15 protein-coding genes and 1 pseudogene are annotated in these 13,272 nt (G+C 61.1%); 13 read left to right on the forward strand and 3 right to left on the reverse strand.

Annotated features, from left to right (window positions below; all coding sequences use genetic code 11):
• The first annotated feature begins 102 nt into the window (after positions 1-102).
• The 5 genes from BLV20_RS09795 to BLV20_RS09815 all read left to right on the forward strand — a co-directional run bounded on the left by BLV20_RS09795 (position 103) and on the right by BLV20_RS09815 (position 2,872).
• Positions 103-693, forward strand: coding sequence for a cysteine hydrolase family protein (locus BLV20_RS09795; protein ID WP_092300356.1), 591 nt, complete (start codon positions 103-105; stop codon positions 691-693).
• 130 nt (positions 694-823) lie between these two features.
• The gene (locus tag BLV20_RS09800) at positions 824-1,144 is read left to right on the forward strand and encodes a hypothetical protein (protein WP_092300359.1); all 321 of its coding nucleotides are present in this window, start codon (positions 824-826) and stop codon (positions 1,142-1,144) included.
• A 75-nt stretch (positions 1,145-1,219) separates the two neighbouring features.
• The gene (locus BLV20_RS09805) at positions 1,220-1,777 is read left to right on the forward strand and encodes a Smr/MutS family protein (RefSeq protein WP_092300362.1); all 558 of its coding nucleotides are present in this window, start codon (positions 1,220-1,222) and stop codon (positions 1,775-1,777) included.
• 77 nt (positions 1,778-1,854) lie between these two features.
• Positions 1,855-2,400 carry a GTP cyclohydrolase I FolE gene (gene folE / locus BLV20_RS09810; RefSeq protein ID WP_003204506.1) on the forward strand — a complete coding sequence of 182 codons (546 nt, stop codon included), beginning with the start codon at positions 1,855-1,857 and terminating at the stop codon, positions 2,398-2,400.
• Between the two features lie 100 nt (positions 2,401-2,500).
• A complete protein-coding gene (locus BLV20_RS09815) occupies positions 2,501-2,872 on the forward strand; it encodes a glutathione S-transferase N-terminal domain-containing protein (RefSeq protein WP_092300365.1) in 372 nt (123 codons plus the stop codon).
• Positions 2,873-3,035: 163 nt separating this feature from the next.
• On the opposite strand, the gene BLV20_RS09820 is transcribed toward BLV20_RS09815, so the two are convergent.
• Entirely contained in the window at positions 3,036-3,638 is a 603-nt protein-coding gene (locus tag BLV20_RS09820; protein ID WP_092300368.1) for a glutathione S-transferase family protein, read from the reverse strand.
• A 13-nt stretch (positions 3,639-3,651) separates the two neighbouring features.
• Positions 3,652-4,818 (reverse strand): annotated as a pseudogene (locus BLV20_RS09825) (PLP-dependent aminotransferase family protein).
• 82 nt (positions 4,819-4,900) lie between these two features.
• Between BLV20_RS09825 and BLV20_RS09830 the strand changes: the two are divergent.
• The 3 genes from BLV20_RS09830 (at position 4,901) to BLV20_RS09840 (ending at position 7,677) form a co-directional block, all read left to right on the forward strand.
• On the forward strand, positions 4,901-5,335 hold the full coding sequence (locus tag BLV20_RS09830) for a MarR family transcriptional regulator (RefSeq protein ID WP_092300371.1): 435 nt from the start codon (positions 4,901-4,903) through the stop codon (positions 5,333-5,335).
• Between the two features lie 302 nt (positions 5,336-5,637).
• Positions 5,638-6,987: an NCS2 family permease gene (locus BLV20_RS09835; protein ID WP_092300374.1), complete on the forward strand. Its 1,350-nt coding sequence runs from the start codon at positions 5,638-5,640 to the stop codon at positions 6,985-6,987.
• Between the two features lie 63 nt (positions 6,988-7,050).
• Positions 7,051-7,677 (forward strand): LysE family translocator, encoded by a 627-nt coding sequence (locus tag BLV20_RS09840; RefSeq protein ID WP_092300377.1) that lies wholly within the window; start codon positions 7,051-7,053, stop codon positions 7,675-7,677.
• A 162-nt stretch (positions 7,678-7,839) separates the two neighbouring features.
• Here the strand turns inward: BLV20_RS09840 and uraH are convergent, their stop codons facing one another.
• Positions 7,840-8,193 carry a hydroxyisourate hydrolase gene (uraH, locus tag BLV20_RS09845; protein ID WP_053280391.1) on the reverse strand — a complete coding sequence of 118 codons (354 nt, stop codon included), beginning with the start codon at positions 8,191-8,193 and terminating at the stop codon, positions 7,840-7,842.
• Between the two features lie 420 nt (positions 8,194-8,613).
• On the opposite strand from uraH, the gene puuE reads away from it, so the two are divergent.
• From puuE to BLV20_RS09870, 5 genes are all read left to right on the forward strand, one after another.
• Positions 8,614-9,540 (forward strand): allantoinase PuuE, encoded by a 927-nt coding sequence (puuE, locus tag BLV20_RS09850; RefSeq protein WP_092300379.1) that lies wholly within the window; start codon positions 8,614-8,616, stop codon positions 9,538-9,540.
• Positions 9,537-10,052: a 2-oxo-4-hydroxy-4-carboxy-5-ureidoimidazoline decarboxylase gene (uraD, locus tag BLV20_RS09855; protein WP_092300382.1), complete on the forward strand. Its 516-nt coding sequence runs from the start codon at positions 9,537-9,539 to the stop codon at positions 10,050-10,052. Before puuE ends, uraD begins: the two co-directional genes overlap by 4 nt.
• Positions 10,053-10,149: 97 nt before the next feature.
• Entirely contained in the window at positions 10,150-11,145 is a 996-nt protein-coding gene (alc, locus tag BLV20_RS09860; protein ID WP_092300386.1) for an allantoicase, read from the forward strand.
• 147 nt (positions 11,146-11,292) lie between these two features.
• Positions 11,293-11,796 (forward strand): ureidoglycolate lyase, encoded by a 504-nt coding sequence (locus BLV20_RS09865; RefSeq protein WP_009050214.1) that lies wholly within the window; start codon positions 11,293-11,295, stop codon positions 11,794-11,796.
• 51 nt (positions 11,797-11,847) lie between these two features.
• Positions 11,848-13,170 (forward strand): urate hydroxylase PuuD, encoded by a 1,323-nt coding sequence (locus BLV20_RS09870; protein ID WP_092300389.1) that lies wholly within the window; start codon positions 11,848-11,850, stop codon positions 13,168-13,170.
• Positions 13,171-13,272: the final 102 nt, after the last annotated feature.

Below are 13,272 nucleotides of genomic sequence, written 5' to 3' on the forward strand. Positions count from 1 at the left end.
AGGCTGTAGGCCAGCAACCACGCACCTTACGTTAGTAGCGATTCACAGAAGCGCTCCGCCAGAGGACAATGTCGCAAAAGCGCCACTCACAGGAGCCCCAGAATGTCCGTTCCAAAGACGATGTTTCAACTCAGCGGTCGTGGTTATGCAGCGGCTAATTTGAGCCACGCGACCCTTGTGATCATCGACGCCCAGAAAGAGTACCTCAGCGGCCCGCTGGCCCTGTCCGGCATGGACGCCGCAGTCGACAACATCAAGCAACTGGTCGCTGCCGCCCGCTCCGCCGGCCGCCCGGTCGTGCATGTGCGCCACCTCGGCACCGTCGGCGGCCTGTTCGACCCGCAGGGCGAACGCGGCGAATTCATCCCCGGCCTGGAACCCCAGGGCGACGAAACCATCATCGGCAAGCTGCTGCCGAGCGCCTTCCATGGCACCGAGCTGGAAAAGCGCCTGCAAGACCTGGGCTCCCTGGACTTGATCGTCTGCGGTTTCATGAGCCACTCCAGCGTCAGCACCACCGTGCGTGCGGCAAAGAACCTGGGCTTTCGCTGCACCCTGGTGGAAGACGCCTGCGCCACCCGCGACCTGCCCTACAAGGGCGGCATCCTCACGGCCGAGCACGTCCAGCAGACCGAAATGGCGATCATGGCGGACAACTTCGCCACCCTTGCCCTGACCAAAGATCTGATCTGATCGACCTGCAATGAGCGGTCTACCGGCCGCTCATCCGTAAAAGCCTCTCGTTTGCCGCAATTGCCTTAGCCTCAGGAACCACCCGGTCATCTTTCGGTCGAAGGGCCGATATCCATTGAGGAAGGTCGGAATGAAGATATCCGATGGTTTTGACGCACGTCGTCTGCGGCCCAAAGGCCCGCGGAACTGGCGTTTGCGCCTGGGCGCGGCATTTTCCGCGTTGCTGGCGACCTTCGGTGTGCTGCTGGCGATGGCCGGGGCCGCCAGCCTGTTGGGGCGCCCTCCTGCACTGAGTGAATTGAACGCCAGCCCGGCAGGTTCCGCGGTGATTCTAGCGGTCGGCCTGTTACTGCTGTATGTCGGCGTCTGGCTGTGGCGGCGCTGCCGGCGGCGCATGCGCCAGCCGCAAACACTGAACATGGCTCCGCACCTGATGAAGAAACACGACTGAATCGACGGCAACACGTTTTGTCCCGCTCCTCTGCCGCCGAGTTGGGTAAACTGCGCGGTCTTCGCGGAGGCTGACATGCAAGACGACGATTTTTCCCTATTCAAAAGCGCGATCCAAGGCGTCAAACCGATCAAGCATGATCGCGCCGAAACCGGCAAACCCAAGGCGGACCGGGCGCAGATCGCCAAGCTGCGCCAGGCTGCCAGCGTGCGTACCGAAACCACCGCCGTCGACGGGCTGTCGGATCAGTTCGTGATCGACGTCGGCCCGGAAGACGATCTGATGTGGGCCCGCGACGGGGTCCAGGAAAGCCAGATGCGCAAGCTCAAGGTCGGCCAGATCCCTTTCGAGGGTAGCCTCGACCTGCACGGCATGAGCGTGGAAAAGGCCCGGGAAACCCTCTGGGCGTTCCTCGCCGAAGCCACCAAGTTCGAAATCCGCTGCGTGCGCGTCACCCACGGCAAGGCCGTGCGCCTGGACGGCAAGCGACCGATGATCAAGAGCCACGTCAACACCTGGCTGCGCCAGCATCCCCAGGTGCTCGGCTTCACCTCGTGCCAGGCCAAGCATGGCGGCGCCGGGGCGGTCTACGTGATGCTCAAACGCACCATGATGGAAGGCCGCGACGAGTAAAGCCGCTTCGTCGCGCTTGCAGCGTCGGGTCCGCCACCGTACCCTTGCCCTTTGCGTAAAATCCCACAGGTAGTTTCATGTCCCTGGAACAGAATTACACGGCGATCCTCGGCCAATTGGGCGAAGACGTCTCCCGCGAGGGCCTGCTCGACACGCCAAAACGTGCCGCCAAGGCCATGCAGTACCTCTGCCGCGGTTATGAGCAAACGCTGGAAGAAGTCACCAACGGTGCCTTGTTCAGCTCCGACAACAGCGAAATGGTGCTGGTCAAGGACATCGAGCTCTACTCGCTGTGCGAGCACCACCTGCTGCCATTCATCGGCAAGGCTCACGTCGCCTACATTCCGAGCGGCAAGGTGCTGGGCCTGTCGAAAGTCGCACGCATCGTCGACATGTATGCGCGTCGCCTGCAGATCCAGGAAAACCTCAGCCGCCAGATCGCCGACGCGGTCCAGCAAGTGACCGGCGCCCTGGGTGTCGCGGTGGTGATCGAGGCCAAGCACATGTGCATGATGATGCGCGGTGTGGAGAAGCAGAACTCGTCGATGATCACCTCGGTGATGCTCGGTGAATTCCGCGAAAACGCGGCGACTCGCAGCGAGTTTCTCAGCCTGATCAAGTAAGACGGCTACCCAAAGAACCGGCGTTCATCGCCGGTTTTTTTTCGCCTGGCAAAAATCAGGTAAGCTGCCGCCCCTTCTTTCATGGGCAAGAGGCAATAACGTGATCGTCAAAGCGCTTCGAGTCGGCCTGGGCCAGCTCATCATTTTCATCGACTTCATCACCCGCCCACGCAAGCAGCAGCGCCCCGTCGCCGCTCAAGCCCAGGTCGAACAGGCCGCCAAGGGCCTGACCCTGTATCAGTTCCACGCTTGCCCGTTCTGCGTGAAAACCCGCCGCACCCTGCACCGCCTGAACGTTCCGGTGGCCCTGCGCGATGCGAAAAACAACGAGCAGGACCGCCAGACCCTGCTGGAACAAGGCGGCAAGATCAAAGTGCCGTGCCTGCGTATCGAAGAAAATGGCCAGACCACCTGGATGTACGAGTCCAAGGCGATCATCGCTTACCTGGACCAGCGTTTCGCAACAGCTTGAATGGTTGGTGGCGTTCTGAAGGACGTCATCGCGGGCAAGCCTCGCTCCTACAGGTTTGCGATGTAGGAGCGAGGCTTGCCCGCGATAGCGCCAGAACAGCCCCACAAGATCCAGACCATAAAAAAACCGACCCAAGGGTCGGTTTTTTGTTTCCCGCAGAGACTCAGTCGAGCATCCCGACATGCCGCGGGTGGCTTTGCACCCGTTGCATCCAGGCCTGGATTGCCGGATAGCGCGCCAGGTCGAAGCCCCCTTCATGGGCGACATGGGTGTAGGCATAAAGCGCGATATCGGCAATCGAATATTGCTCGCCCACCAGGTACGGCGTGCGCGCCAGCTGCTGTTCCATCACATCCAGGGCCTTGTAGCCACGCTTTTGCAGCTTCTGGTGTTCGTGCAAGCGCTCTTGCGGCAGGCCCAGATAGAGCTGGATAAAACGCGCCACGGCAATGTACGGCTCATGGCTGTATTGCTCGAAAAACTGCCACTGCAAGACTTGCGTGCGCAAACGCGGCTCGCTGGGCAGGAATTCGCTGCCATCGGCAAGAAAGTTGAGAATCGCGTTCGATTCCCACAAGCAGGTGCCGTCTTCCAGCTCCAGCACCGGGATCTTGCCGTTGGGGTTCTTCGCCAGGAACGCCTCGGTCTGCGTATCTCCATTCAAGATGTCCACCGCATGCCATTCGTAAGGCTGGCCAAGCAGATTGAGCATCAGCTTGACCTTGTAGCAGTTGCCGGACCGGTAATCGCTATAAACCTTGTACATGGCCCTCTCCTTCTCAGGCTGCCTGTGCAGCCTGCGCTTGACGTATCACGGTGGCCAGCCGCTTGAGACCTTCGTCCAGACGCGCCGGATCGATATGACTGAAATTCAACCGCAAGTGACCTGGGTTGCGGTCCGGCTCGGAGAAAAAGGGTTCGCCCGGCATGAATGCCACATCCTGCTCCAGCGCCGCCTGCAGCAAAGTGCGGGTATCCAGCGGCTGTTTCAAGGTCAACCAGAAAAACAGCCCGCCCTGGGGCACCTACCAGTCGGCCAGATCGCCAAAGTGGCGCTGCAGGGCAGCCTGGAAATCGTCGCGGCGGCCCCGGTAGAAATCGCGCAACTCACTCAGATGTTGCCGGTACTTTTCGCTGCCGATCCATTGCAACGCCTGCCATTGGCCGACGCGGTTGGTGTGCAGGTCCGCCGACTGCTTCAACCGCAGCAAATGAGGAAACAGGTCCGGGCTGGCGATCAGGTAACCGACCCGCAGCCCTGGCAGCAGCGTCTTCGACACCGTGCCGGTGTAGATCCAGCTGGCCTTGCGCAGGCGCCCGACAATCGGCGCGGCGTTGCCGTCGTCGAACGTCAGTTCGCGGTAAGGCTCATCCTCGATCAGGGTTACGCCGAACTCGTCGAGCAACGCGGCCACGGCGTCACGCTTGGCTTCGCTGTAGCGCACCGCCGAAGGGTTCTGGAAGGTTGGGATCAGGTAGATGAACGCGGGACGATGCTGCTCCAGGCGCACGCGCAACTGCGCCAGGTCCGGCCCATCGGCCTCCAGGGGCACGGTCAGGCAGTCGGCGCCGAACAACTGGAAGATCTGCAACGCCGCCAGGTAGGTCGGCGCTTCCAGCAGGATTTCACTGCCCTTGTCGATGTACAGCTTGGCCGCCAGATCGAGGGTCTGCTGGGAGCCGCTGACCACCAACACCTGGCTGGCCTCGCATGGCACGCCCAGCGCCCGGGCTTGTGCGGCCAGGGCCTCGCGCAACTGCGGCTCGCCTTCGCTCATGCCGTATTGGCCCATGGACACCGGCATCGCCTGCCAATCGACTTGGGGCAGCATCGCTTCGGCAGGCAGCCCACCGGCGAAGGACATCACTTGTGGACGCTGCGCGGCGGCAAGGATTTCACGGATCAGTGAGCTTTTAAGACGCGAGACACGTTCGGAGAAGGCCATGCGGAGTCACCCTAGCGAAGGAGGAGGAAAATACGTCAAACTGCTTGACCGAAATTACGCCGACCTGCGCAGATACGTCAATATGCTTGACCTTAAAAACCCGACCACCCAACAAGCCGCCATGGAAGCCTTTTTCTTTGGTTACCAGGCGTTCACCGCCAAGGCCGACGAAATGCTCGAGCGCCGCGGCCTGAGCCGTGTGCACCAGCGCATCGTGTTTTTTATCGCCCGCTACCCGGGCCTGAGCGTAAAAGAACTGCTCACGGCCCTGGGCGTGAGCAAGCAGGCGCTGAACATTCCGCTACGCCAATTGATGGAGATGTATCTGGTCAACAGCGTTGCCTCGCAGACCGACAAACGCAAACGCTTGCTGGAGCTGACCGAAGACGGGGCGCACTTTGAACAATCGCTGCGGCGCGAGCAGGTAAAGCTACTGCAACGGGTCTTCGCCGAAGCCGGCGAGGCGGCGGTGGATGGCTGGCTGGCGGTGAACAAGGCCCTGGGCGAAAACCGCTGATCGCGTTCTGGCCAACGCAGACACTCAGATATATCGAGGACACAGCTTTACGACCGCTACGTGCTCGATCGCAGGCTGCACCAGCGGCTACAGGGCATATAGCCTTTCTGGCGAACTTTTCGCACACAAACCAAAAAACATTATTTGCTTTATTTGTATACAAAAGCATAATTCGCCACGTGCGAGTTCCTGACCCATAGGTCAATAAAAGCCCGCAAGCCTTACATGCCTCAAAGAGCCGCCGCCCACCCTCACGTGCCCGGCTCTGGAAAAAATAATAAAACTCTTGAGGAGTACTCGCTGTGGAAAGCCGCAAATCCGAAGCCCCCACGCTGGAAATCTCGCCGCCGCTGAACAGTGGCTGGCTGGAGCGAATCTTCAAACTCAGGTTGCATGGCACCACGGTGAAGACCGAGTTGATCGCCGGTCTGACAACCTTCATCACCATGGCCTACATCATCTTCGTCAACCCCAACATCATGGCCGATGCCGGCATCGACCACGGCGCGGCCTTCGTCGCCACTTGCATCGCTGCGGCCCTGGGCTGCCTGCTGATGGGGCTGTACGCCAACTGGCCGGTCGGCCTGGCGCCCGGCATGGGGTTGAACGCCTTTTTCACCTACACCGTGGTCGGCACCATGGGCTACAACTGGGAAACCGCCCTCGGTGCGGTGTTCGTGTCCGGCGTGCTGTTCATGTTCCTGACCTTCTCGCGCATCCGCGAATGGCTGCTCAACAGCATCCCGGCGAGCCTGCGCTTTGCCATGGGCGCCGGCGTGGGTCTGTTCCTCGGGCTGATCGGCCTGAAAACCGCGGGCATCGTGGTCGACAGCCCGGCCACCCTGATCAAGCTTGGCTCCCTGCGCGAACCCGGCCCGCTGCTGGCGGCGATCTGTTTCCTGATGATTGCCGTGCTCAGCTATCACCGGGTGTTCGGCGCGATCCTCATCAGCATCATCAGCGTGACGCTGGCCGGCTGGGGCCTGGGCCTGGTGGAGTACGGGGGCATCATGTCGGCCCCGCCGAGCCTGGCGCCGACCTGGATGGCCATGGACGTGGCCGGGGTGTTCAACGTCAGCATGATCAGCGTGGTGCTGGCCTTCCTTTTCGTGCACATGTTCGATACTGCCGGAACCCTGATGGGCGTGGCCCAGCGCGCCGGACTGGTCAACCCCGACGGCAAGATCGAGAACCTCTCCCGCGCCCTGAAGGCCGATAGCGCCTCCAGCGTATTCGGCGCGGTGGTCGGCGTTCCCCCCGTGACCAGCTACGTGGAAAGTGCCGCGGGCGTCGCCACGGGTGGTCGGACTGGTCTTACCGCCGTGACCGTAGGTGTGCTATTTATCGCAGCCATGTTTTTCGCGCCGCTGGCTGGCATGATCCCCGCTTATGCCACCGCCGGAGCGCTGATTTATGTGGCGATGCTGATGATGGGCGGCATGGCCCACATCGATTGGGAAGAAGCCACCGACAGCATTCCGGCCATCGTGACCGCGATCATGATGCCGCTGACCTTCTCGGTCGCCGACGGTATCGCCCTGGGCTTCATCACCTACGTGGCGTTGAAGGCCGGGACGGGCAAGCACAAGGAAATCTCCATCAGCCTGTGGGTGCTGTGCGCGATCTTTATCGCCAAGTTCATTTTCTTGTAGGTACATCGGTTTCAAACGGCCTCACCCCGTCGGGTGAGGCTTTTGCACATAAGGAGAAAGGCAATGAGCGTGGAAACCTGGCTGTTGTTCAGCGGTGCGGCATTGGTGGTGATCCTGATTCCGGGCCCGCTGTCCCTGCTGATGATCAGCAACAGCCTGAATTACGGTTTGCGCCGGTCCTACCCGGCATTTCTCGGCGGCGTGTTTGCCTCGATCTGCCTGCTGAGCGCCTCGGCCCTGGGCCTGGGCGCCCTGCTGCTGGCCTCGGAACAATTGTTCAGCGCGCTGAAAATCGTCGGCGCGCTGTACCTGTTCTACCTGGCCTGGCAAAGCTGGCAGCAATCGCGGCAGCCCGCCCACGGCGCCGAAGTGCCCGAGGCTGCACCGAAACCACGCTTTCGCGCACTGTTCGGGCGCGCTTTTGTGCTGGGCGCCAGTAACCCGAAAGACATTCTGTTCTTCGCCGCGTTCCTGCCGCAGTTCCTCAGTGCCGAGCAACCCTTCCTGCCACAGCTGCTGATCATGATCGTCACCTGGACCGTGCTCGACCTGTTGTGCAAGCTGGCTTACGGCCTGGGCGCCCACGGCGCGGCGCGCTACCTGCGCAGCGGCAAGGGCCAGAGCTGGTTCAACCGGGTCAGTGCCGGGCTGTTTAGCGGTGCTGGCGCTGCGTCCTTGTTGAGCCGTTGAAGTGCTTCGCGGGCAAGCCTCGCTCCTACAAACCTGTAGGAACGAGGCTTGGCCGCGATGACATCCCCCCAGACACCTTTTTCACGGGCGAAAAAAAGCCCGCAGTGTGAGCGGGCGAAAGACCAAAGAAGCTATTTGCGCAGGCTTCGTGGGGGGAAAGTCCTAGCTTCCTCTATAGGTCGAATAACTGTAGGGCGAGATCAGCAACGGCACGTGGTAATGGTCTTGCTCGGCCGAGATGCCGAAGCGCAGTACCACCACATCGAGGAACGCCGGCTCGGGCAGTTGTACGCCGCGAGCACGGTAGTAGTCGCCGGCATGGAATTGCAGTTGGTAAACCCCGGTGCGGTAGTCATCGCCTTGCAGCAACGGCGCATCGCAACGGCCATCGCTGTTGGTCAGGGCACTGGCAACGAGCTCCAGCTGCGCACCTTCGACCCGGTACAACTCGACCTTGATGGCGCTGCCTGGGCAACCATGCGCGGCATCCAACACGTGTGTAGTCAAACGTCCCATTGATTCTGCGTGTCTGTGCGTACCTACACGTCCAGACCTCGCGCCTCCTGAAGTCAGTTGATAAGGAGACCGCACCGTTTCGGAGCACGAAAGGATGCGGCGAGGAATTTATTAAGACACTTTTCAAAAAAATTGTACACAATAAAAATCATCCATTTTCAGGCTCTTCGCCCAATCCTTCGTAGCGCCTTGATCGGCGGCTACGCCATGAGCGCAGAAGACTTTTCATTCATTAGCTGACCAACCAGGCAGGTTTCTTGCAATACCCCGGCATGCGCACCGTTAATGAAAAATGCAAAAAATCGGGCTTACAAACCGAATGAAAAGTTGTATACAATTAGCCCATCGCTGTGACGCCAGCCTGTCTTTCCCTTCAGGCCCCGCCACGCCACCGTTATCACGATAAGAAGGAAGACTGCAGTGAGCGCTGACTACCCACGCGACCTGATCGGTTACGGCTCCAACCCTCCTCACCCTCACTGGCCGGGCAATGCCCGCATCGCCCTGTCGTTCGTGCTCAACTACGAAGAAGGCGGCGAGCGCAACATCTTGCACGGCGACAAGGAGTCCGAAGCCTTCCTGTCGGAAATGGTCGCCGCCCAGCCCCTGCAGGGCGAGCGCAACATGAGCATGGAATCGCTGTACGAATACGGTAGCCGTGCCGGCGTCTGGCGGATTCTCAAGCTGTTCAAGGAATTCGACATCCCGCTGACCATCTTCGCCGTCGCCATGGCCGCCCAGCGCCATCCGGACGTGATCCGCGCCATGGTCGAAGCCGGCCACGAAATCTGCAGCCATGGCTACCGCTGGATCGACTACCAGTACATGGACGAAGCCCAGGAACGCGAGCACATGCTCGAAGCGATCCGCATCCTCACCGAAATCACCGGCGAACGTCCGCTGGGCTGGTACACCGGCCGCACCGGCCCGAATACCCGGCGCCTGGTGATGGAGGAAGGCGGCTTCCTCTACGACTGCGACACCTACGACGACGACCTGCCCTACTGGGAAAGCAACAACCCGACCGGCAAGGCGCACCTGGTAATTCCCTACACCCTGGACACCAACGACATGCGTTTCACCCAGGTCCAGGGCTTCAACAAGGGCGACGACTTCTACCAGTACCTCAAGGATGCCTTCGACGTGCTGTACGCCGAAGGTGCCGAGGCGCCGAAGATGCTGTCCATCGGCCTGCACTGCCGCCTGATCGGCCGTCCGGCGCGCCTGGCCGCCCTGAAGCGTTTTATCGAGTACGTTAAAGGTCACGATCACGTCTGGTTCACCCGCCGCGTGGACATCGCCCGCCACTGGCAGCAAACCCATCCGTTCCCGGGGGCGTCGAAATGAGCACCTTCCAGACCCTGAAACCCTCGACCCTGAGCCGCGACGCTTTCGTCAAAGCCTTCGCCGACATCTACGAACATTCGCCATGGGTGGCCGAAAAGGCCTTCGACCTGGGCCAGGATGCCTCGATCGACCGAGTCGACACCCTGCACCAGCGCATGAGCGACATCCTGTTGAGCGCCGACCACCAGAGCCAGCTGGCCCTGATCAACGCTCACCCGGACCTGGCCGGCAAAGCCGCCGTCCAGGGACAACTGACCGAAGCCAGCACCAATGAACAGGCTGGCGCCGGTATCCACCAATGCACGGCCGAAGAGTTCCAGCGCTTCACCGAGCTGAACGACGCCTACAAGGCCAAGTTCAAGTTTCCCTTCATCATGGCGGTAAAAGGCAGCAACCGGCATCAGATCCTCGCAGCGTTCGAAGCACGCATCCACAACTCGGTGGACACCGAATTCCGGTGCGCGCTGGCAGAGATCAACAAGATTGCCCTGTTCCGATTACTGACTCTTTAGCGAACAGCCCTTGTGAAGGCCCCGAGCGCGAATGAACGCCGAAACGCCCGAGGTCCAGCAAGCATCCCAAGCCACTTAGTAAAGGCAGACAAGAAGAATGAAAGCTTACGCCGTACCTTTCGAGAAGTTCGTCAACCTGGCCGACGCCCGCCTGGGCACCAAGATCATCTCGGTGACCGATGACTGGTTCGCTGACGCCAACCGTCTGTTCCAGCCGACCCCGGCCGTATGGAAGGAGGGCGTTTTCGATGACAACGGCAAGTGGATGGACGGCTGGGAGTCGCGCCGCAAGCGCTTCGAGGGCTACGACAGCGCAGTGATCCGCCTGGGCGTGCCCGGCCAGATCAAGGGCGTGGACATCGACACCTCATTCTTCACCGGCAACTTCCCGCCATCGGCGTCCCTGGAAGCCTGCTTCCTGGCCGAAGGCGAGCCGAACGAAAACACCCAGTGGGTGGAAGTGCTACCGGCCGTCGAGCTGCAAGGCAACAGCCACCACTACCACGAGATCAGCAACGACCAGGCGTTCAGCCACCTGCGCTTCAACATCTACCCGGATGGCGGCGTGGCTCGCCTGCGCGTGCATGGCATTCCGTATCGCGACTGGTCGGCGGTCGGCGACAACGAGCAGATCGACCTGGCCGCCGCCCTCAACGGCGGCCGCGCCCTCGCCTGCTCCGACGAACACTTCGGCCGCATGAGCAACATCCTCAACCCGGGCCGCGGCATCAACATGGGCGATGGCTGGGAAACCGCACGCCGCCGCACGCCTGGCAATGACTGGGTGATCGTCGCACTGGGCCACCCGGGCGAGATCGAGAAGATCATCGTCGACACCCTGCACTTCAAGGGCAACTACCCGGACAGCTGCTCGATCCAGGGTGCCTTCGTCAAGGGCGGTACCGACAGCCAGATCGAAACCCAGTCGCTGTTCTGGCGTGAACTGCTGCCGAGCCAGAAACTGGAAATGCACGCCGAACATACCTTCGCCGAGCAGATCAAGGCCCTGGGCCCGATCACCCATATCCGCCTGAACGTGTTCCCGGACGGAGGCGTCAGCCGCCTGCGAATCCTGGGCAAGGTCGCTCGGTAATACCGAGCCCGTAGGAGCGAAGCTTGCTCGCGATAGGGGTTGTCCGGTCGACACCTGCTGTCCGGTCTGACGCCATCGCGAGCAAGCTTCGCTCCTACAAAAATATGACTGACCGAAAAACCGAATTCACAGATTAAGAAGAACAGCATGCGCACATTGATGATTGAACCGCTGACCAAAGAAGCCTTCGCCCCCTTCGGTGACGTGATCGAAACCGACGGCAGCGATCACTTCATGATCAACAACGGTTCGACCATGCGCTTCCATCGTCTGGCTACCGTGGAAACCGCCACGCCGGACGACAAGGCGATCATCAGCATCTTCCGCGCCGATGCGCTGGACATGCCCTTGACCGTCCGCATGCTGGAGCGCCATCCGCTGGGCAGCCAGGCTTTCATTCCGCTGCTCGGCAATCCCTTTCTGATCGTGGTCGCGCCACTTGGCGATGCACCTGTATCGGGCTTGGTCCGTGCCTTTGTCAGTAATGGCAGGCAGGGCATTAATTACCATCGCGGCGTCTGGCACCACCCGGTGCTGACGATCGAAAAGCGGGATGACTTCCTGGTGGTTGATCGCAGTGGCACAGGCAATAACTGCGATGAGCATTTCTTTGAAGAGGATGAGTGTTTGATCCTCGCCCCCCACCAATAAGAGAAGGTCTGATCACTCGACAACAAGGGTGACAGGCGTGAGGTAAAGACTGTGGAAGCACATCTGTTGGAATGGCTCAACCTGAGCGTGCGTTGGGTTCACATGATCACTGGCGTGGCCTGGATCGGCGCGTCGTTCTACTTCGTCTGGCTGGAAAACAACCTCAATCGCGTCAACCCCAAGGACGGCCTGTCCGGCGACCTCTGGGCGATCCACGGTGGCGGTATCTACCACCTGGAAAAATACAAACTGGCCCCACCGTCCATGCCGGAGAACCTCCACTGGTTCAAATGGGAAGCCTACTTCACCTGGATGTCGGGGATCGCCCTGCTGTGCCTGGTGTTCTACTACAACCCGATGCTCTACCTGGTAGCGCCCGGCAGCGGCCTGACCGGCCCTGAAGGCGTGGCCATCGGCATCGGCGCCCTGATCGCCGGCTGGTTCATCTACGACTTCCTCTGCGATTCGCCCCTGGGCAAGAAACCCGCCCTGCTCGGCCTCATCCTGTTCGTGCTGTTGATCGCCGCGGCCTATGGCTTCAGCAAGGTGTTCAGTGGTCGCGGAGCCTACCTGCATGTCGGCGCCATCATCGGCACCATCATGGTCGGCAACGTGTTCCGCATCATCATGCCGGCCCAGCGCGCGCTGGTAGCCGCCATCGCGGAAAACCGCACACCGGACCCGACCCTGCCGGCCAAGGGCCTGCTGCGTTCGCGCCACAACAACTACTTCACCCTGCCCGTGCTGTTCATCATGATCAGCAACCACTTCCCGAGCACCTACGGCAGCCAGTACAACTGGTTGATCCTGGCCGGTATCGCGGTGCTGGCAGTGCTGGTGCGCCACTACTTCAACACCCGCCACGACAGCCACAAGTTCGCCTGGACCCTGCCGGTCGCGGCCCTGGGCATGATCTGCCTGGCCTACGTCACCGGCCCCGCGCAGATGGCCAAGGGCCCGGAAGTAGCCAAGGCCCCGGCGAAGATCGAGTACCAGCCACTGCCGGAAACCGCTATCGGCGGAGGTGCCAAGCCCGCAGCCGCAGCCGCAGCGGCTCCGGCGGCTCCGGCGGCCGACGCGGCTCCGGCGCAAGCGGCCACGGCAACCCAGGGCCCGGCGTTCGACAAGGTGCATACGGTGATCCAGGAACGTTGCACTGTCTGCCACTCGGCCAAGCCCTCCAGCCCGTTGTTCAGTGCCGCCCCAGCTGGCGTGATGTTCGACACCCCGGAGCAGATCAAGCTCGAGGCCCCCCGCATCCAGGCCCAGGCAGTTGCCAGCCAGATCATGCCGCTGGGCAACATCACCCAGATGACCCAACAGGAACGTGACCTGATCGGCGCCTGGATCAACCAGGGGGCGCGCACCAACTAGTTACCGCGGTGCCTTGACCACCGCTATCGCAGGCAAGCCTCGCTCCTACAGCATGTGTGTGTTGCTTCTGTAGGAGCGAAGCTTGCTCGCGATCAACCGCCA

The organism is Pseudomonas sp. NFIX28 (assembly GCF_900107395.1).
Taxonomy (GTDB): Bacteria; Pseudomonadota; Gammaproteobacteria; order Pseudomonadales; family Pseudomonadaceae; genus Aquipseudomonas.